At 47.3% G+C, this 20996-nt stretch carries 19 protein-coding genes; 2 read left to right on the forward strand and 17 right to left on the reverse strand.

Features of this window, described 5'->3' with window-relative positions; translation table 11 throughout:
* From rpoD to B2X00_RS07985, 4 genes are all read right to left on the reverse strand, one after another.
* On the reverse strand, positions 1-1367 hold a 1367-nt coding region (rpoD, locus tag B2X00_RS07970; protein ID WP_290487025.1), incomplete at its 3' end, for an RNA polymerase sigma factor RpoD.
* Between the two features lie 102 nt (positions 1368-1469).
* Positions 1470-3215, reverse strand: coding sequence for a DNA primase (gene dnaG / locus B2X00_RS07975; protein ID WP_290487027.1), 1746 nt, complete (start codon positions 3213-3215; stop codon positions 1470-1472).
* A gap of 140 nt (positions 3216-3355) precedes the next feature.
* Positions 3356-3571 (reverse strand): 30S ribosomal protein S21, encoded by a 216-nt coding sequence (gene rpsU / locus B2X00_RS07980; protein WP_006954239.1) that lies wholly within the window; start codon positions 3569-3571, stop codon positions 3356-3358.
* 86 nt (positions 3572-3657) lie between these two features.
* Positions 3658-4377 (reverse strand): hypothetical protein, encoded by a 720-nt coding sequence (locus B2X00_RS07985; RefSeq protein ID WP_290487035.1) that lies wholly within the window; start codon positions 4375-4377, stop codon positions 3658-3660.
* A 202-nt stretch (positions 4378-4579) separates the two neighbouring features.
* On the opposite strand from B2X00_RS07985, the gene B2X00_RS07990 reads away from it, so the two are divergent.
* Positions 4580-5995, forward strand: coding sequence for a serine/threonine-protein kinase (locus B2X00_RS07990; RefSeq protein WP_290487037.1), 1416 nt, complete (start codon positions 4580-4582; stop codon positions 5993-5995).
* Here B2X00_RS07990 and tgt read toward each other — a convergent pair.
* The 13 genes from tgt to metK form a co-directional block, all read right to left on the reverse strand.
* Positions 5971-7086: a tRNA guanosine(34) transglycosylase Tgt gene (gene tgt, locus B2X00_RS07995; RefSeq protein ID WP_290487128.1), complete on the reverse strand. Its 1116-nt coding sequence runs from the start codon at positions 7084-7086 to the stop codon at positions 5971-5973. The two genes, B2X00_RS07990 and tgt, sit on opposite strands and share 25 nt — an antisense overlap.
* A 20-nt stretch (positions 7087-7106) precedes the next feature.
* Positions 7107-8156, reverse strand: a complete 1050-nt coding sequence (gene queA / locus B2X00_RS08000) for a tRNA preQ1(34) S-adenosylmethionine ribosyltransferase-isomerase QueA (RefSeq protein WP_290487039.1) — start codon at positions 8154-8156, stop codon at positions 7107-7109.
* A gap of 99 nt (positions 8157-8255) precedes the next feature.
* The gene (locus tag B2X00_RS08005) at positions 8256-9155 is read right to left on the reverse strand and encodes a hypothetical protein (RefSeq protein ID WP_290487041.1); all 900 of its coding nucleotides are present in this window, start codon (positions 9153-9155) and stop codon (positions 8256-8258) included.
* Entirely contained in the window at positions 9152-9778 is a 627-nt protein-coding gene (locus tag B2X00_RS08010) for a hypothetical protein (RefSeq protein WP_290487043.1), read from the reverse strand. Before B2X00_RS08010 ends, B2X00_RS08005 begins: the two co-directional genes overlap by 4 nt.
* Positions 9771-10322 carry an RNA polymerase sigma factor gene (locus tag B2X00_RS08015; RefSeq protein WP_290487045.1) on the reverse strand — a complete coding sequence of 184 codons (552 nt, stop codon included), beginning with the start codon at positions 10320-10322 and terminating at the stop codon, positions 9771-9773. The genes B2X00_RS08010 and B2X00_RS08015 overlap by 8 nt, the downstream gene beginning before the upstream one ends.
* A 118-nt stretch (positions 10323-10440) precedes the next feature.
* Positions 10441-11709: an inorganic phosphate transporter gene (locus B2X00_RS08020; RefSeq protein WP_290487047.1), complete on the reverse strand. Its 1269-nt coding sequence runs from the start codon at positions 11707-11709 to the stop codon at positions 10441-10443.
* Between the two features lie 13 nt (positions 11710-11722).
* Positions 11723-12403: a TIGR00153 family protein gene (locus B2X00_RS08025; RefSeq protein ID WP_006954248.1), complete on the reverse strand. Its 681-nt coding sequence runs from the start codon at positions 12401-12403 to the stop codon at positions 11723-11725.
* A 290-nt stretch (positions 12404-12693) separates the two neighbouring features.
* Positions 12694-13413, reverse strand: coding sequence for a DUF481 domain-containing protein (locus B2X00_RS08030; RefSeq protein WP_290487050.1), 720 nt, complete (start codon positions 13411-13413; stop codon positions 12694-12696).
* 128 nt (positions 13414-13541) lie between these two features.
* Positions 13542-14606: a class II fructose-bisphosphate aldolase gene (fba, locus tag B2X00_RS08035; RefSeq protein ID WP_071464215.1), complete on the reverse strand. Its 1065-nt coding sequence runs from the start codon at positions 14604-14606 to the stop codon at positions 13542-13544.
* Between the two features lie 28 nt (positions 14607-14634).
* Complete coding sequence (locus B2X00_RS08040) at positions 14635-15816, reverse strand: phosphoglycerate kinase (RefSeq protein WP_290487052.1); 1182 nt, start codon at positions 15814-15816, stop codon at positions 14635-14637.
* Between the two features lie 32 nt (positions 15817-15848).
* Positions 15849-16859, reverse strand: coding sequence for an erythrose-4-phosphate dehydrogenase (gene epd, locus B2X00_RS08045; protein WP_290487054.1), 1011 nt, complete (start codon positions 16857-16859; stop codon positions 15849-15851).
* A 12-nt stretch (positions 16860-16871) separates the two neighbouring features.
* Entirely contained in the window at positions 16872-18857 is a 1986-nt protein-coding gene (gene tkt / locus B2X00_RS08050; RefSeq protein ID WP_290487056.1) for a transketolase, read from the reverse strand.
* Between the two features lie 113 nt (positions 18858-18970).
* Positions 18971-20116, reverse strand: coding sequence for a methionine adenosyltransferase (gene metK, locus B2X00_RS08055; RefSeq protein WP_290487058.1), 1146 nt, complete (start codon positions 20114-20116; stop codon positions 18971-18973).
* Between the two features lie 128 nt (positions 20117-20244).
* Here metK and B2X00_RS08060 point away from each other — a divergent pair, with 128 nt between their 5' ends.
* Positions 20245-20994 carry a 16S rRNA (uracil(1498)-N(3))-methyltransferase gene (locus B2X00_RS08060; protein ID WP_290487129.1) on the forward strand — a complete coding sequence of 250 codons (750 nt, stop codon included), beginning with the start codon at positions 20245-20247 and terminating at the stop codon, positions 20992-20994.
* Positions 20995-20996: the final 2 nt, after the last annotated feature.

Here is a 20996-nt window from a genome sequence, read left to right on the forward strand (position 1 = left end):
TCAATCATGTGCACTGGAATACGGATCGTACGCGCTTGGTCGGCAATTGAACGCGTAATCGCCTGACGTATCCACCAAGTAGCGTAAGTCGAAAATTTGTAACCGCGACGGTATTCAAATTTATCGACCGCCTTCATCAATCCAATGTTACCTTCTTGAATTAAATCAAGGAATTGTAGACCGCGGTTCGTGTATTTCTTGGCAATCGAGATAACCAAGCGCAGGTTCGCCTCAACCATTTCTTTCTTGGCTCGACGTGCTTTTGCTTCACCAATCGACATGCGGCGATTAATGTCTTTAACTTTGGCAATGGTAAGACCGGTTTCCTTTTCGATCTCATTTAATTTGGTCACGCAACGTTCAATTTCAACGCGTGCTTCTTGCAATGTTGATGCGTAGTCGACACCGGCAGAAATCTGTTCGTCGACCCACGCTAAGCTGTTTTCATTGCCCGCAAATGCTTTCATGAAAGCACGCTTAGGCATACCGGCTTGCTCGACGGCCGCTTTCATGACGAGGCGTTCCTGTACACGAACACGCTGCATCATGGCACGCATATCTTGCACCAAGCGATCAAACTGTTTAGGTACTAAACGGAACTGCTTGAACAGGTCACTGAGCTTATCAATTTCGACGCGCGCACTTGGATGTTCACGACCGTGTTTGGTAATTGCCTGACGTGTCGCATCATACTGCTCACGCAATTCAGTGAACTTTTGACGTGCGAATTCAGGATCGATACCGCTATCGTTTTCGTCCTCATCATCGTCGTCGTCTTCATCGTCGTCCTCATCTTCGAGCTCTTCATTAGAAAGCTCGGAGCCCACGTGGGTTGCACTGACGGGCGCTTCATCGACCTCATCGGGATCAATAAAGCCGACAATGATTTCTGTCAGTCGTAACTCTTCAGCTTCGTAAGAATCCCATTGCTCCAGCAAGAAATTAATTGCTTCGGGGTACTCAGCAACAGAACATTGAACTTGATTGATGCCTTCTTCGATACGCTTAGCGATGTCAATCTCGCCCTCACGCGTTAAAAGCTCAACAGTACCCATTTCACGCATGTACATGCGTACCGGGTCCGTGGTTCGGCCTATCTCGCCATCCACAGTAGCAAGTGCTTGTGCAGCTTCTTCCGCCGCGTCCTCGTCCGCCGCACTTTCGGACATCATCAAATCATCTGCATCAGGCGCACTTTCAAAGACACGGATACCCATGTCATTTATCATGCGAATGATGTCTTCTATTTGATCGGAATCAACGATTTCCTGCGGTAAGTGGTCGTTCACTTCCGCAAACGTAAGAAAACCTTGCTCTTTGCCTTTTGCAATGAGAACTTTTAACTGTGATTGCCGATTCTGCTGCATACAGAGATTCCACCTGTCACTTTCTACGAGAGTACCCAAAATGACCTTAAACTATAGCATAATGGCTAATTTTAAGCTACCAAAACGCTGATTATAGCCGAGTCAGTTACGTGTTCTTAAATGCTTCACCAGCATTAAATATTCTTGCTTTTCCGCTTTATTCAAGGGCGCTTGTTGTCCCTTTTTGAGGAGTTCATCGGCTCTTTGTTCAACATATTGGTCAATTAAATAAACAAAGATATCCTTAAACTCCTGCTCCATATTGTGTTCATCAAGACCATGCTGCCAAACGGCCAGCTTCTCTAACGCCTTTTGATAGGGCGTGTCACGCCAATGCTCTAACACTTGCGCAGTGGTCATGTCGCGTTCGTTGCACTGTTGATGCAACGCCATAAATAAATCCATGCCTGGCAGTTTTAACTCACCCAGCTCAGTTTTAACGGGCACTGCCTTCGCGAGCTGAGGATACTGGACGATCAATGCAACAGCGCGCCGCAAAGGCGTCATTTTTATCGCTTCAGGCTTCGCCTTACGTTGTTGTGGTGTGTCAACATAGCGTTCCAACTGCGATGTTTCTCGTCTCAGTAATTGCGCCAGCTTTTGCATCAGTGACTCACGATAAAAATCACTGGCAATGCGTTCAATGCGCGGCTTAGCTTCGCTCAGTAAAGCCGAGCGACCTGACTCCGTGTTCACATCCACATCTTCAGCGAGGTGTTCAAAGAAGTAATCGACAAACGATTTAGCCTCTTTCAAATAGCGCTCAAAGCCCTCTTTTCCATCCCGCTGAACAACTGAGTCGGGGTCGTCACCCTCCGGTAAAAATAAGAAACTCAGGTCAATGCCATCTTTTAATAGTGGCAGTGCATTTTCTAGCGCCCGCCATGCCGCATCGCGCCCTGCTCGGTCACCGTCATAACAGCACACCACTCTATTTGATGTACGGAACAAACGCTGTAATTGTTCAGTGGTAGTCGCGGTTCCGAGTGATGCTACCGCATAATCGATCCCTGCTTGCGCGAGCGCGACCACATCCATGTAACCTTCCACAATACAAATTTGTTCAGGTCGACGCAGCTGCTGCTGCATATTCCAAAAGCCGTAAAGCTCTTGTCCTTTGTGAAACAGCCGTGTCTCAGGCGAGTTAAGATATTTCGGACCATCGCTATCGATAACACGCCCGCCAAAACCAACAACGCGACCGCGTCTATCATGAATAGGGAACATCACACGATCGCGGAAAAAATCAAATTTTCGTCCCTGATCATTAACATTCACTAACTTGAGATCGATTAATTGCTGTCTTGCGCGCGACTGGCTACCGAGCGCACTTAGAAGACCATCCCAAGCATCAGGGGCGTAGCCAATTTGAAAGCGTTTGACGATATCCCCCGAAAGGCCACGCTGCTTTAAATAATTAATCACTTTTTCTGAGTTAGCGTGGTGCTTCAATTGGTGCTGAAAAAAACGCGTTGTTTGCGCCATCAGCTCTGTATCGTTCTTCAGTTGTGCCTGTTGTTGATGCTGTTTCTGCGGGTCTTGACCTTCTTCTCGAGGAACTTGCACACCCAGACTGGACGCTAACTCTTCGATTGCATCTGGAAAGTTTAAGCCATCAAACTCCATAATGAAGTCGATCGCATTACCATGTGCTCCACACCCAAAGCAGTGATAGAACTGCTTGTCTGCACTGACTGTAAACGAAGGTGTTTTTTCATTATGAAAGGGGCAACAGGCCTGATGGTTCTTACCTGCTTTTTTCAGAGGTACACGGCTATCCACTACTTCGACGATATCAGCTCGTTCAAGTAGGTCGTGGATGAAGCTTTTCGGAATGAGTCCTGCCATGCCCTCAACTTATCTTTTATCTTCGTCTACAAACACGAAAGCCGCGTCTCGTAGGACACGGCTTCCAACACGTAACTTAACGAATTAAGTTTAAGTGCAAGCTGCGAAAAGTGAATATCGCTGTCTGCTACTCGTGTATCTTAGTACAAACGAGTGCGACGCGCGTTTTCGCGAGCCAATTTCTTGGCATGACGCTTAACTGCTGCAGCTTTTTTGCGCTTACGTTCTGCTGTTGGTTTTTCATAATGTTCGCGACGACGAACTTCAGACAGAACACCTGCTTTTTCACAAGAGCGCTTAAAGCGACGCAGTGCTACGTCAAACGGCTCGTTTTCTTTCACTTTAACGACTGGCATTAAAACATCACCTCGGAAAAAATTATCTATGTTGTTTAAAAAATAACCGCTAGGGTTCAATTGGTGGTGAATTGTACCGAGTGAAACTAAACTTGTAAAGTGTTATTCGAACACGATTCATGGGAATGATCATTTTTGATCACACGATCGATCGCGTTACGATGAGTTGCTAAGCGCAGTAGGATGGACTCACACTCCGCTGAACTGAGCTCACATTTAATGCCAACATGCCATACGTTGGGACGATGCTCTTTTAATAATCGGATACGCCCACTCAATTCAAAATCATGGGTGTCGTCGTGACTTAAGTGTAACTTAACATCGCGATCCTGAAGGTCACTCATTAAACTGGGTAACTGTTGGTGCGTTTCAAAACCAACGCCACCTCGCCCAATATCAACGACCTTTCCATTAATAAAAGGAAAGTAGTTCGCTACCTGCAATTGGGCCGGGTGGTCAGCAACAATACGTGGAGAGTGCCGTAAAGGTCGAACAACACCGTGTTCGGGATAACTGACGAATAATAGCTTTTCAGGAAAATGGCTAGCATGAATAAGGCGAACACGCGCGGCTATCAGTTCACCCTCATCAGAGACCATTTTAAGACGTAAGCTTTCACATTCTTTAACGGCGGGTAATACCATCTCCCATCGAGCTTGATGATCTAAGCCTAAGATGAGGTAATGGGGGTGCTGTTGCCCTAACAGCGTAACCGAAAATGCAAACGGCTCACCCATTAGGGTGCCACTGATTTCAACGCTCTGCTTATAACTGGGCACAATTCTATGACTTATCGTATCTAACATAATAATTTTCGTTTTTATTGTTATGCAGTCAGCATAGCTAAAAGTGAGCAATTGTTAAGCTAAACATGCATTTAATTTTTCTGACGTCAATTAACGCCAATAGACTATAACACACGTCAAGTAACCGTCTCTGATTGCCCGGCTTGTATTTCTGTCTGTACACTCAAAACAGGTAACCCCAAATAGATTAAGGACTTTTGATTTGGACGAAGCCTCGACCAATAATAAAAACGGACTACAATTCCCGTACTCAATTCCGGAGCGTTTCCGCTGCCGCGACTTTTTGGGTAGCGGCGGGAGTGGTGTCGTTTTTAAGGCTTGGGACGAGTTGCTTCAGCGCATGGTCGCGATTAAGTTCATCAAAAATCCTACTTTTCTGTCGCGACAACGACTCGTTGCCGAGGCTCGCGCACTCGCAAAACTTAATCACCCTTCCTTATGTGGCGTTTATGACGTTGGTGAGCCGTCCGAAGATCATTCATCACTCTATATGGTCATGGAGCTTATCGAGGGGCCACGTGTTACTGAACTAGCAGGTCAACTCAGTATTAACGACGCGGTCAAATTGGTGGTGCAGTTGGCAGAGGGCGTGAGTCACATGCACAGCGAAGGCCTGATTCATAACGATATTAATCCGACCAATGTTATTGTTAAATATGATTCGAGCGACGAGTCTATACCGACATTAATTGACTTAAGCATTGCCGGCCGCGCTTCATCTAACCGTCATAAAGGTTTTGGGGTAAGTCCGCTGTTTTCTGCGCCCGAACAACGTGGTAATGAGACCGAATCGGGCCGTTCAAAAGCCGTTGATATATACGGACTCGGTGCCCTGTTGTTTTTTCTTGTAACGGGACAAGCCCCCTCGGACGAACCAAAAAAGCAATTAAAGCATTACGCTGATCGGTGCCCTCGTCGGCTGCGTGGTATTATTCTTAATTGTTTGCACCGTGATCCAAACGATCGCACCAGTAGCGCCCAGTTGCTCGTACAGCAGTTAACTGATTATCGGTTCCGGCGTTTTCCGTGGCTCGTGCCTGCCGCCATTACGCTGCTTGTTTCAGCCGTCATGACGACGATTGCAATCGGCGTGATTCACTTCCATTTTGCCGACAATGTGTCATCAAAAAGCACCGAAGAGCTCGAAGTCGGTAGCAAAATAGAACAAGCGCTTGCCCATAGCCATTATGCGCGTGAACTTATCAAAAATAATCAATTAGAACGCGCAAAACAACAATCATTGATTGCATTAAACTACTTTAAAAATTCTTTTAAAGAACAGCAGCACAGTACCTCAGTTGCAGCCGAAATGACCGAGCTATTGGTCGCTATTAAACCCTTGCTGAGTCGCTCGGAAATGATGGCATTGTTGCTCGAAACGACCACTTATTTAGAGAGCGAAGTGCCTGAAGAAAGAACGGCGAAGTATCACTTGGCGTTAGCTAAACTCTATCACCAGCTGACCTTGTTACATCAAGAGAAGTCTGCAGAAACTGAAATGTGGGAGCGTGAGGCATTGCGAGCCGCTACTAACGCACTCGCAATGAAGCCCAACTCAAAAGAGGTACGGGCATTTGTCGACAAGCTACATGATCAATCTAACGCTGGCACTGATTGACCTCGCGCAGCATAAAATGCAGCCACATACTCATCAAATGTACCGGCATCAAGTGCATCACGCATGCCTTGCATTACACGTTGGTAAAAATGCAAGTTATGGATCGTATTGAGACGCGCACCCAGCATTTCATTGGTACGGTCTAGATGATGGAGGTACGCCCGCGAGTAATTTTGACAGGTGTAGCAATCACACTGCTCATCGAGCGGTGAGGTATCATTGCGATGAACCGCATTACGGATTTTAATCACACCATTAGAAACAAACAGGTGACCATTGCGCGCGTTACGTGTCGGCATCACGCAGTCAAACATATCAATACCGCGACGAACTGACTCAACCAAATCTTCTGGTTTACCAACGCCCATTAAATAGCGCGGCTTGTGTTCAGGCATCTGCGGAGCAGTATGCTCAAGGATGCGCATCATATCTTCTTTAGGCTCACCAACGGAAAGACCGCCAACCGCATAACCATCAAAGCCGATATCCGTGAGTCCCTCTAACGAGATATCACGTAGTTCTTCGTACATTCCGCCTTGGATAATACCAAATAACGCCGCATCGTTGCCTTCATGCGCATCTTTCGAACGCTGAGCCCAACGCAAAGACAGCTCCATTGATTTACGCGCCTCCGCTTGAGTGGCTGGATAAGGCGTGCACTCGTCAAAGATCATGACAATATCAGAACCCAACTCGCGCTGAACTTGCATGGATTTTTCCGGCGTTAGCAAGATTTTCTCGCCGTTGATCGGCGAACGGAACGTCACACCCTCTTCATCGATTTTGCGCAATTCACCTAAACTAAAGACCTGAAAGCCACCAGAGTCCGTTAAAATGGGTTTATCCCAGTTCATAAAATCGTGTAGGTCACCATGCTGCTGAATCACTGACGTGCCGGGACGTAGCATTAAGTGGAACGTGTTACCTAAGCAAATCTGCGCACCTGTCGCCTCGACTTCCTCAGGCGTCATACCTTTAATGGTGCCTAATGTGCCCACGGGCATAAATGCCGGCGTCTCAACCGTGCCGCGCTCAAATACCATGCGTCCACGTCGCGCTCGGCCGTGCGTTGTATCTAATTCAAATTTCATCATTACTACAGTCTCAATTCTTATCGTAAAATTAGCATCGAATCGCCGTAACTAAAAAAGCGATATTTTTCCTCAATCGCCTGTTGATAGGCGTTCATAATCAATTCTTTACCGGCAAATGCGGATACCAACATGATCAAGGTGGATTCAGGTAGATGAAAGTTTGTTACCAAGCCATCAATGACCTTAAAGTCATAACCGGGATAAATAAAGATATCCGTATCATCAAAAAATGGAGCAATAAGTTCTTCAGTCGCTTGCGCCGCCGACTCAAGTGAACGCACCGACGTAGTGCCTACAGCAATTACACGTTTTCCCGCTTGCTTCACCTTTTTAATTTGTTCGCACACCTTTGCGTCGACTTTGGCATACTCGCTATGCATAACGTGCTCTTCAATCGAATCGACACGTACAGGTTGGAAGGTACCTGCGCCAACATGCAAAGTCACATAGCCAAATTCGACGCCTTTATCCTTAAGCTGTTGCAAAATAGCATCATCAAAATGCAGCCCTGCCGTTGGAGCAGCCACTGCACCAGGCTCTCGGTTATAAACGGTTTGATAACGCTCTTTGTCAGATTCTTCATCTGGGCGATCGATATAGGGAGGGAGGGGCATATGACCATGGGCTTCGAGTAACTCGAGAACGGTTTCCTGATGATTAAACTCAAGCTCAAACAACGCATCATGGCGTGCCAACATCGTCGCTTTTACCGCCCCTTCGAGTAAAAACTCGGCGCCTGGCTTAGGTGCGCGATTGGCTCGTACATGCGCTAAAACCCGACTGTCATCTAACATGCGCTCAACAAGCACTTCAACTTTACCACCCGACGTCTTCTCACCTAACAGACGAGCAGGGATCACGCGCGTGTCGTTGAATACGAGTAAATCACCCGCTTCTAGTTGATCCACAATATCCGTGAATTGACCGTGTTCAATGCGGTTATGCTCAGCAGAAATTCGCAACATTCGGCTGGCAGTACGCTGTTGTTGTGGATATCGAGCGATGAGTTCGTCGGGCAAGTCAAAGCTAAAGTCGCTGACTTTTAACCCCTCTGACGCATATGACATGTTAAATAAAATCCGCTGGTTACTTTCAGTGCGCGAATTTTACTCGAAACAAGGCAGCCTGTCACGGCTGCCTCAAAGGAGATTACGCAAAGAACACCCTTAGAACTTATATTTTTGTGCTTGCTTCAACAGTTCGTCAGGCTGGCTATCGCAGCTATTAATAGCTGATTTACCAAAAACGTATACATTGTCTAATCGTTTATCTTTGTTCATCGAAGCATCGCGTATCACTAAGCTAACCTGTTCATCATCGGGCAACGATTTTAACGTAATGCCGTAATCGCAGAGCACATTGGAGAACACGTTTTCAATCGCCTCGATACTTTTCTCTTGAGTGAGTAAACGCTCTTTGCGGACTTTATCCTGTTTCGCTTTCAACATCTTTTTCATTTCTGCCAACTCAACGTCTAACTGAGCCTGCTTTTCTTTCAATTCAGCTAACTTTGCCTCAAGTTCTTTTTCGCGTTGTTCTATGGTTTCGTTCGATGCATCTTTATCCTGCATATCACGTTGAAACTCGATGTCTCGCATTTCGCGATTGAGATCCCGTGCCTCCCATGCAAGCTCTCGTTTTTGTTCAACTAGTTCAAACCATTCGTCAGAATATTCACCACTGAACTGACTCAGCACGCGATGCGCTGTACGCAAGCCTTCTTCTACCACCCGATCAAGCTGCAGATCTTTGGCAAAACCACTCATCTCGGGCATTTCAGGTGGCAGTGGCGGCTCTGGCACATCAGGTGCAACAAAGCGCCACGGCATCCGTGCGGAGCGAACGAAAAACACCACGCCTTGTCCCTTAAGGTAGGTAAACTCAACGTCTTCAAGTCGCGAGTTTTCCTCACCGGCTTGCTGCTTTGCAGCGGTTGTAAGAATGTCCTTAAAGATCTCAATTTGATTTTTAAGACCCTGATGTTCAGCTTGTTGAGCAACGGCAGATGCGGCTGGTAGCATCAACGCACTGGCAATACTGAGTGATAGTAACCAACGTTTCATCATTGATTCTCCTCTTTTAATAGAATCGGTTTCTGTGCGACTTGGCGCAATTGTGCAGTGTAAAAGTTGAGATCTTCACTGCGTGTCTCATTTACGTACTCAACCAGTTGACTCATATCATCCTTCCGCTCGGCACGGTTGGTCGCCATAATATAGGTAGCCAACTGCGCGGTTGACGTTGATAGCTGTTCTCTAAAGTTTGCCCTTAGCGTTTTCTCTTGCTTAGCAAGAGCAATATTTTGTTGCTGTTCAAACACCGTTAGTTTTTCATCAACAACCGCTGCAACTCGTGCATCAAACTGCGCTGTTAGCTGCTGTTTCATCACGAATACAGATAACACGGCCAACGCCGCACACGAGCAAGCAAATGCCGCAAAGCTCCAAGGGTTGGCCCAACGATGAGCCTTCGGTTGTGGTCCAACCGCAGCTCGGTTCCAATGTGGCACCTCATTACTTTGATAACTATCAGCCTGCTGTTGCATCCAGCGCACCGACTGCATGCGTTCATGAAGCTCTGGTGCTTGGTCGGCCAATTGTGCCTCCAGTTCATGTTCATCGGACGCTGACAATTCTCCGTTTAGCCACTGACTGAACACTGATTCGTAATTTTTGTCGTGATTAGCCATTAACCACCTCCAGCTCACGCTTTAACTTCTCGACTCCACTATACAACCGTGATTTGACTGTATTCTCCGATTCTTGCAACTGATTCGCGATAGCCCGAGTGGTAAGGTGTTGAAAGAATTTCAACTCAACCACCATGCGTTGAGGTAGTGGCAAGGTTCTGATTGCTCTGATCAACGCAGTTTGCTGCTGTGAATCGCTCAACCGCTCCTCCGGCTGTGTATAAGCGGATTCATCTACTAACTCGTGCTGTGCCTCATCGCTTGTTATTTCGGGGCGCCTACGTCGATAAAATTCGACACAGCGCCGATGCGCGATAGTCATTAACCAGGGTTTAAACTTATCGTCTTGATTCCAGTCACTCAGACTGCGAAACACGCTGCTAAATGTATCTTGCAAGAGATCGAACGCATCATCGGGGCTCGGTAACATGCGTATGCCATAGTGATAAACGAGCTTTTCGTATCGCTTTACTAACTCCACCCATGCCGTTTGATTACCCTTGAGCGCTTGACTAACGAGTTTTTTATCGCTTTTTGTAAACACTCGAATTTCCATCGCCTATTGTTTGATAACTAAGTCGATAGTGACTGGAAAAAAGTTTGAAAGAAAGCAAAAAAAAAAGCTCGCCGATCGGCGAGCTTTTTCTCAGAAGATAATGTGATTAAGCGGCGAAGATGCCTTTTAACATGTAGAAGAACATGATGGACATAATCGCACCCGCAGGCAAGGTAACGACCCACGACACCACGATATTGCGCACAACACCTAGGTTCAATGCGGCGATACCACGCGCCATGCCCACACCCAACACAGCACCAACAAGGGTTTGTGTCGTTGAGATTGGCAAACCTGTACCTGATGCCAGTACGACCGTTGACGCTGCAGCTAATTCTGCTGCGAAACCGCGGCTCGGCGTTAGGTGCGTGATGCCTTTACCGATGGTTGCAATAACGCGTTTACCGAGCATTGCAAGACCCGCTACGATACCAAATGCACCGAGAGGCAAGATCCACCATGCCAGCTGCGCTTGGCTGGAAATTTCGCCACCGCTACTGACAACACTGACGACTGCAGCCAGTGGACCAATCGCATTAGCAACATCGTTTGAACCGTGAGCGAACGCCATCGCACATGCGGTGACGACCATGAGTACCGCAAACACTTTTTCTACGTTCGTGTAGTGCATGTCTTTATCAGCAGATTCATTGAACTTAAGACGCCCAATAGCCACTTTACCAATAATGAATACCACCACAGCAATACCGATAGCCCAGGCAAAACCTTCTAATGTTCCCATGCCTAAGCCAACGTGCTTAAGACCTTTCTTAATGGTGACCAGTGAGAGTACAAAACCCGCTAACCCCATGTAAAAAGGTACATACTGTTTAGCGCGTTTTAATGGATTTTCTTGGTCGAAGATCAGCTTTTGTGCACTCATGAAGATCAAGTAGGCAATAAAGCCCGATATCGCAGGCGTGATAACCCAACTTCCGACGATACCACCTACTTTACCCCACGAAACAGCGTCGACACTCACACCCACTGCCGCAAAACCGACAATAGCACCAACAATCGAGTGCGTGGTCGAAACAGGCCAACCTAGGAAAGAGGCAATCAATAGCCATACACCGGCGGCCAACAACGCAGAAATCATACCAAACACCAACAATTCGGGTTGGTCGACAAAGTAAGCAGAATCGATGATGCCTTTACGAATGGTTGAGGTCACCTCGCCACCGGCTAGGTAGGCGCCAGCAAACTCAAACACCATTGCAATTAAAATCGCTTGTTTAATGGTTAGTGCTTTAGAACCTACCGAGGTTCCCATTGCGTTTGCAACGTCATTTGCACCCACACCCCATGCCATGAAGAAACCGAAAATCCCGGCCATGACAATCAGAATTAAGCCGTAAGAACTGATAATATCCATTGAGAGCTCCCGTTTAGACTCGCGCTAACATCAATTCGAAGCGTGCGCCTACACGTTCAGATAGGTCGGCTAAATCGCCTACCCAGTCGAGAATACGATACAAGAACATTGCATCGAGCGGATTCATGTCGTTTTCAACTTGACGGAATTGCTGACGCAATTTGACTTGTAGCTCGTCAGTATCTGCTTCGATTTCATCAAGCTCTTTAATGAAATTATCGACCAAAGTACGCTCTCGGCCTCGAAAACCTGTTTCCAACAGGTCATCAAATTCTCCGATGGTGTCACGTGCTTTAGCAACTGCGTCAATACAGCGATTTAAGTAGCTGTTAAAACCTTCTACTAAATGAGCTGGAATTTGCAATTGACGGCCTGTAATAAGACCAGAGATATCTTTTGCCTTGTTCGCGATGCGATCTTGCTGAGACACAAGCTCTAGCAAGTCAGTTCGCTCAACAGGCATGAAGAGTCCACCGGGGAGGTTTAAACGGATATCACGCTTTAGCTTATCCGCCGCTTGTTCAAGCGTTACGATACGTTTGCGCTGTTCTTCAGCAGCGTCCCAGTCGCCTTTATAAACCGCTTGAAAGAAGTCTTTCAACGATTCCGCACAACGATGTACTTCATCGATATGTTCAATCATCGGTTTAATAGGTGACTTTGCGAATACACCTAAAAACGAATTTACAGACATAACAGGTCCTTGGATTTTAGCCGATGTTAGCTGGCGCGAATAGTAACGAAATCGCCCCCTAAATAAAACCGCTAACAACCGATATAGCCTCGATTTAAACAGACGTTGAATGTATTGTTCATTCAACAGCTCGACTATGCTGAGCAACGATATTGTCTACTCGCCTAGTCTCCAAAGTAGACGAATTATCGTTATGTGGAAAATATACTACAAAAATATGACACTAATATGACAAAACCCCTTCCAGTAAGACTGCAAGGGGTTTTTTTTAAGCATTTATCAGTTTGCTTTTAGAACGTGTAGACGATAGTCACCGCGGTTTCTGTATCTAAGTTCTCAATATCCTCACTGGCGACTTCAGAGTTGTGCGTACCTGAAACAGACACTTTCAGCGCAAGCGATGAATTGATGTTTGATGAAATTGAGACCTCGGCACGGCTCTTAGTGTTTTCCTCACCTATTTCCGACGAGACCAACGCATTGAAGCGCGAGTTTTCAGAAATGTCCCAAGTCATGCTACCGGCCAAACGTAAAATTGCTGAGCCTTCGGCCTCAAGCGGATTGCGATTCTCATCGACAGGCTTCACATACGAGTAACCAGGACCGATTTCGTAGTCTGCATACAGATTTTCACTGTAGCGATAGCGTGCACCATAACCCACCGCGACAGTGCTTTGATATTCATAACCACTGTAGACATCTTCTTCGTATGAGCCAAAAACAAACAACGAAGACCTGCTCTCTGGGTCAAACTTGTAGTTTGACTGAGCCGAGAGAAATAAACGGTCCGCTGTTTCGGTCGTTTCACCCGTGTCTTGGTTTTCTTGCTCTGCCGTGTAGTAATCCAAAACACCTTTATGACGCCAGTTCCTAATATCTTTAGCGACATTAAGCTTAGCTTTTAAGCTCTCCGTTTCGGTGTTACCGGTAGTAAACAACAGACCGAATTCAGCACTGGCTTCCCATGCTTCTTCTGTTGTCGTGTCCATGTCTTCGGCATCGTCAAACATAAACGTTTGCGCCTGGACACCGAAAGGTAAAAGCAAACTTGCAAATAAAACTGATAAACGCACATTAACCCCGCTTAAAAAGCGAGCCGATCACTCGGCTCGTTCATGAGTAATCACTCTACTTTACGTTACTTTACAACAGCCTTCAAACTACCCGCTTCGTAAAGTTGGAACATTTTTTCCAACGTAATTGGCTTGATCTTGTCAGCCTGTCCTTCGCAACCGAATGCCAAGTAACGATCTTCACAGATTTTCTGCATAGCATCTGTAGCCGCTTGCAAATACTTGCGCGGATCGAAGTTGCTTGGGTTTTCAGCCAAATGACGACGTACTGCGCCCGTGGATGCCAAGCGAAGATCAGTGTCGATATTGACCTTGCGAACACCGTTCTTAATGCCTTCTTTGATTTGCTCAACCGGTACGCCATACGTCTCTGGAATCTCACCACCGAACTCGTTGATGATCTGAAGCCAGTCTTGCGGTACCGAAGATGAACCGTGCATAACTAGGTGCGTATTAGGAATACGACGGTGGATCTCTTTGATTCGGTCAATAGATAGAATGTCACCTGTAGGTGGGCGGGTAAACTTGTATGCGCCGTGTGACGTGCCACATGCGATGGCTAGCGCATCCACATCAGTTGCCGCAACGAAAGCCGCTGCCTCTTCCGGATCAGTGAGTAGCTGGTCATGAGATAGCTTACCTTCGGCACCGACGCCGTCTTCTTCACCCGCTTCGCCCGTTTCAAGTGAGCCCAAACAGCCCAACTCACCTTCAACAGAGACACCACAAGCGTGTGCCATTTCAACCGTTTGCTTGGTTACACGCACGTTATAGTCATAATCTGCGGGCGTTTTACCATCATCAAGTAACGAGCCGTCCATCATGACTGAGCTAAAGCCTAATTGGATAGAGCGCTGACAAACTGCAGGTGAAGTACCGTGATCTTGATGCACAACCACAGGAATATGCGGCCACTCTTCAACGGCAGATTCTATAAGGTGACGTAAAAATGGAGCACCTGCATATTTACGCGCACCGGCCGAAGCTTGCACGATTACGGGACTATTGGTCTTATCCGCTGCCTGCATGATCGCACGCATTTGTTCCAAGTTATTTACGTTAAAAGCAGGAACACCGTATCCATTCTCTGCTGCGTGATCGAGTACTTGTCTCAGTGACACAATGGCCATGTAATTCTCCTTAGTTTTCGGCGTGCGTTTATGCGTCTTTTGCGCGCTGCTCTAAAATGTCGACTGCGGGTAACTTTTTGCCTTCCAAGAATTCAAGGAAAGCACCCCCGCCAGTAGATATATAACTTATCTTATCAGCGATACCGAACTGATCAATTGCTGCCAAGGTATCACCACCGCCTGCAATCGAAAATGCGTTACTATTCGCTATAGCGTCAGCCATCGCGGCTGTGCCTTTACTAAAGGCTTCAAATTCAAAAACCCCCACCGGACCATTCCAAACGATTGTCCCGGCGGCTTTTAACTTTTCCGCCAGCATAGCTGAAGTTTCAGGACCCACGTCAAAGACCATGTCGGAATCACTAATCGCTTCAACAGATTTAGTCTCAGCTAATGTATCCGCACTAAATTCCTGACCGGTAACGACATCAACAGGTAACGGAATTTCTGCATTCTTTGCTTTGGCTGCAGCCATTAACCGTTGTGCCTCAGGTACTAAGTCTTTCTCGTACAAAGATTTTCCGACATTATGGCCTTGTGCTGCGATAAAGGTATTGGCAATACCACCACCCACAATTAACTGATCAACAACCTTAGATAATGATTCTAAAACAGTCAGTTTAGTTGATACCTTAGAGCCACCGACAATAGCCACTAGAGGGCGTTTAGGGTTATCTAACGCTTTGCCTAATGCATCAAGTTCTGCGGCAAGTAATGGGCCTGCACATGCGATAGGTGCGTACTTTGCGACGCCATGCGTCGATGCTTGCGCACGGTGCGCGGTACCAAAAGCGTCCATTACGAACACATCACACAGATTTGCCAGTTGTTGAGCTAGGGCATCATCGTTCTTTTTCTCGCCTTTATTAAAGCGAACATTTTCAAATACCACCACTTGCCCTTGTGTTACTTCAACACCATCAAGATATTCTTTGGCTAGTGATACAGGCTGTTCAAGTGCTTCATTTAAGTAGTCAGCTACCGGAGCCATAGAGTACTGCGCTTCGTACTCGCCTTCTGTTGGGCGTCCTAAATGCGACATCACCATCACTTTTGCACCTTTTTCGAGTGCCAGTTTGATAGTCGGCAATGCAGCTCTTAAACGCGCGTCAGAGGTGATTTTTCCGTCTTTAACAGGAACGTTTAAATCTTCCCGTATCAATACGCGCTTGTTTTGTAAGTCCAAATCAGTCATCGCTATGACAGACATTGAATCCCCTTACTCATTTGAGTTTTATACAATTATTGCTGTGTCATTAATTCAGTCGTTTCTAACAAGCGGTTGGCAAAACCCCACTCGTTATCGCACCAACATAATAATTTCACCAATCGACGATGACTCACACGGGTTTGTGTGCCATCAACAATGCACGAGTGTGGGTCATGGTTAAAGTCGATCGACACCAATGGTTCTTCAGTATAGTCGAGTATCGACGTTAGCCCATTGGAGGCGGCATCGTGAATCAAGCGGTTGACTTGCTCACCGTTTACATCGGCTTGTAAGGTGACGCTCAAGTCCATTGCTGTCACATTCGTAGTAGGCACTCGCACAGCGATCGCTTCGAAACGCCCCTCCAAATGCGGCAAAATGCGCTCAATGCCACGCGCCAGCTTGGTGTCGACAGGAATGATTGAACGTCCTGCGGCACGTGTCCTACGCAAGTCGGGGTGGTAAGCATCTATCACTTGTTGATCGTGCATGGCTGAGTGAATCGTCGTGACGGCCCCCGACTCAATACCAAACGCGTCGTCGAGTAGTTTAATCACGGGTACGATGCAGTTGGTTGTGCATGACCCATTCGATACGATGCGGTGCTCGGGTAATAATATATCTTGGTTGACGCCAAAAATGATGGTCGCATCCATATCAGGCGTGCCGGGTTGCGAGAACAACACCCGATTAACGCCCGCATCTACATAGCGTTCGCCGTCCGCGTGGCTGCCAAACACGCCCGTACAGTCAACAACGATGTCGACACCGTAGGTGCGCCAGTCAACGCGTTCAATTTCGGTTTCATGGCTCAACTTAATCGTATCGCCTGCAACGGTAAGGTCGTCACCAGACAACGTGACTGGAAACTGAAAGCGACCATGAGACGAGTCATACTTCAACAAGTGCGCCATTGCCTCCGATGGCGCGGGCTCGTTCACCAACACAATGCTGAAGCGGTGCTGCCAGCCACGCTCATAAAATGAGCGTAGAAAACTACGCCCGATCCTGCCGAAACCGTTTATTGCGATTTTTTTCGTCAACTCAAACCTCGTTTAGCTCGCCGCGCGAACAACCGCTTCCACGGTAATATCAAAGTGTTCAAAAAGTGCTTTAGCCGGAGCTGACTCACCAAAGGAGTTCATGCCAATAACCGTGCCGTCTAAGCCAACGTATTTGCGCCAATAATCGGCAATACCCGCTTCAACTGCAACGCGCTTACGCACAGCTGACGGCAACACGTGCTCGCGGTATTCGACGTCTTGCTCATCAAACACGTCCGTAGATGGCATAGAGACTACGCGCACGTTCATCTGTTTTGCCGAAAGTTGCTCGTGTGCTGCAACTGCTAAGTCAACCTCGGAGCCTGTCGCAATCAAAATACAGTCCGGTGTGCCATCACAATCTTTTAGAATATAACCACCGCGGCTAATGTTATTCAATTGTTCATTATCACGACTTTGCTGCTGCATGCCCTGACGGCTAAACACCAACGCCGTTGGTTTATCGTTGCTTTGCAACGCACTGCGCCAAGCAACCGCGGTTTCGACTGCATCACACGGGCGCCAGCAATTGAGGTTAGGTGTTAAGCGCAGATTAGCCAATTGCTCAACAGGCTGGTGAGTCGGTCCGTCTTCGCCTAAACCGATTGAGTCGTGAGTGTAAACAAAAATCGAGGGCTGCTTCATTAATGCGGCCATACGCACTGCGTTGCGCGCATATTCCATAAACATTAAGAAGGTTGCACCGTAAGGCTTGAAGCCACCATGCAGCGTAATTCCATTCATTATCGCCGACATCGCAAACTCACGCACCCCGTAAAACACATAGTTTCCACTCGCGTCGTCGGCTGTCACACCTTTAGCGCCCTGCCATAAGGTTAAATTAGACCCTGCTAAGTCAGCCGAACCACCAAGCAGTTCAGGTAGCTTTGGACCCACCTCATTCAATACATTTAATGATGCTTTGCGCGTTGCGGGGTTTTCGGGATTAGCTTGCAATTGTTCAATGTAAGCCTGCAACTCGTTTTCAAAGTCGCCAGGCAACTCACCCGCTAAGCGACGTTTAAGCTCAGCAGCAAGTTCTGGGTAAGCTTGTTCATAAGCCGTCCAATGCTTATTCCACGAGGCCTCAATCGCATCACCCTTGTCTTTTGCATCCCACGCTTGATACACATCCTGTGGGACTTCGAAGCGATCATACGACCAATTCAATTGCTTGCGAGCGAGTGCAATTTCGTCATCACCTAGTGGCGCGCCGTGGCAACTTTCTTGCCCTTGCTTATTAGGCGAGCCAAAACCAATAACGGTTTTACAAATAATTAATGTCGGGCGCTGCGTCTCGCTACGTGCGCTTTCAATCGCCTGTTTAATGGCATCGGCATCATGCCCATCAACATCACGGATCACGTGCCAGTTATATGATTCGAAACGTTTTGCAGTATCGTCTGTAAACCAGCCTTCGACTTCACCATCAATCGAGATACCGTTATCGTCGTAAAATGCGATAAGCTTGCCTAAGCCTAGCGTACCCGCTAATGAACACGCTTCGTGAGAAATGCCTTCCATTAAGCATCCATCACCTAAGAAAGTATAGGTGTAGTGGTCAACTACATTATGTTCATCGCGATTAAACTGTGCCGCCAAGGTCTTTTCCGCTAGCGCCATGCCTACCGCATTCGCGACGCCTTGACCCAAAGGCCCTGTCGTTGTCTCTACGCCCGGCGTGTAGCCATACTCTGGGTGGCCTGGAGTTTTTGAATGCAACTGACGGAATTGCTTGATGTCCTCGATGCTGAGGTCGTAACCGGTTAAGTGAAGCAACGAGTAGATGAGCATCGAGCCATGACCGTTTGATAGCACAAAGCGATCGCGGTCGGCCCAATTGGGGTTGTTTGGGTTGTGCTTTAAATAATCTCGCCACAGTACTTCAGCGATATCTGCCATGCCCATTGGTGCACCAGGATGACCTGAGTTGGCTTGTTGGACTGCATCCATACTTAAGGCACGGATAGCATTGGCGAGATGACGACGTTCAGACATGAAAAACCCCCGATTGGTGACACGCAATTAGATGAACCATAGTTGGTGCGCGTATTGTCCACAATTCGGGGGCTTCAAGCAAATTTATGGGCGAAAAATTCAACACCCGTGCATTAGATATCTTGCTTTAATGCACCGGCCTTATCTGTTTTTTCCCACGGAAATTCATCTCGACCGAAGTGCCCATAGGTCGATGTAGCACGATAAATAGGTCGTTCTAAATCGAGCATTTGAATTAATCCATAAGGACGCAGATCAAAATGTCGGCGCACCAATGCAATCAGTTTTTCCTCGCTATGCGGCGATGTACCGAAGGTTTCGATACTAATTGATGTCGGCTCGGCCACGCCAATTGCGTACGAAATTTGGATCTCACAACGCTCCGCCAAACCTGCAGCAACTAGATTCTTTGCCACGTAACGAGCCGCGTAGGCTGCACTTCGGTCGACCTTCGACGGATCTTTACCGGAGAACGCACCACCACCGTGACGCGCCATACCACCGTAGGTATCGACGATGATTTTACGACCCGTCAAACCGCAGTCACCCATTGGGCCACCAATTACGAATCGACCCGTTGGGTTAATGTGAAACTTAGTGTCACGGCTAACCCATTGCTCGGGGAGTACTGGCTTAATGACTTCTTCCATCACCGCTTCACGCAATGTGGCTTGGTCAATGTCTTCACGATGTTGGGTAGACAGGACAACTGTATCAATCGCTACCGGTTTACCATTCTCATAAACAAACGTCAGCTGACTTTTGGCATCCGGGCGGAGCCAATCTAAGGTGCCGTTTTTTCGCATCTCTGACTGGCGCTGAACAATGCGGTGAGCATAGGTAATAGGGGCAGGCATCAATACCGATGTCTCATTTGATGCATAGCCAAACATCAAGCCCTGATCACCTGCGCCTTGCGCTTCAGGCGACTCACGATCAACGCCTTGATTAATGTCTTGGCTCTGCTTTCCAATCGCGTTCAACACCGCACAGGAGTTGGCATCAAAGCCCATGTCCGAGTGCGTGTAGCCGACATCGCGGATGGCTTGACGGGTTAAATCTTCAATATCGACCCAAGCTGAAGTGGATATTTCCCCGCCCACTAACACCATGCCAGTTTTGACATAGGTTTCACACGCCACACGGGCGCGGATATCTTTTGCTAAAATTGCATCCAGTACGGCATCAGAAATCTGGTCCGCAATTTTATCAGGATGGCCCTCTGAAACCGATTCAGAAGTAAACAGGTGACGTGACATATGCCTACCATTCCTTTATTTTGATTAAAATAACTAGTACTGACGGCGTAATTTAACCGATCAACAAAAAAATTTCTACTTCTAGACGTCCAAAAGTCTGTTTATAAATAAGGAATCAATTGAGTCGTATGAGAGTTCCACGTATTTTTCATCCCGAACCACTCGTGGTCAACAGCACCGTTTCACTCAGTGACGACGCCTTTCAGCACACAGTAAAAGTGCTTCGCATGCAAGAGGGCCAAGCGCTCGAGTTGTTCTGTAACGATGAGTTTAATTACACTGCGGTACTCACTTTAGTCGCCAAAAAAAGCGCGCAAGTTAAAATTATTGATGCAAAAGCTAATACAACAGAATCGCCTTTATATGTTCACTTAGGCCAAGTCGTCTCACGGGGCGACCGAATGGACTTCGCGCTACAGAAATCGGTGGAACTCGGTGTTAATGCCATCACCCCGCTGTTCAGTGAGCGATGCGGCGTAAAATTAAGCGGCGACCGACTCGAGAAGAAGCAGCAACAATGGCAGAAAATTGTCATTTCTGCTTGTGAGCAGTCGGGTCGCAGCCATATCCCTACCGTGCTTCCCGCGGTGTCAGTGGATGACTTTGTACAGACACCTTTTGACGGTTTACGCTTAACTCTCGATCCCTATGCGCAGGTACCTCTCAATCAGATTCAAGGCGCTCGCACAGCCCAACGCATCCAATTGATTATTGGTCCTGAAGGAGGCTTCACTGATATCGAGGTGGAGCACGCGCGCAACCACAGCTTTAAACCGATTCGTTTAGGACCACGTATTCTGCGAACAGAAACCGCTGCGATGACTGCTTTAACAGCCATCCAGTATGAATTTGGTGATCTTAACGCCAGCAACGAATAAGG

It is taken from the genome of Idiomarina sp. UBA3162 (genome assembly GCF_002364475.1).
Lineage (GTDB): Bacteria > Pseudomonadota > Gammaproteobacteria > Enterobacterales > Alteromonadaceae > Idiomarina.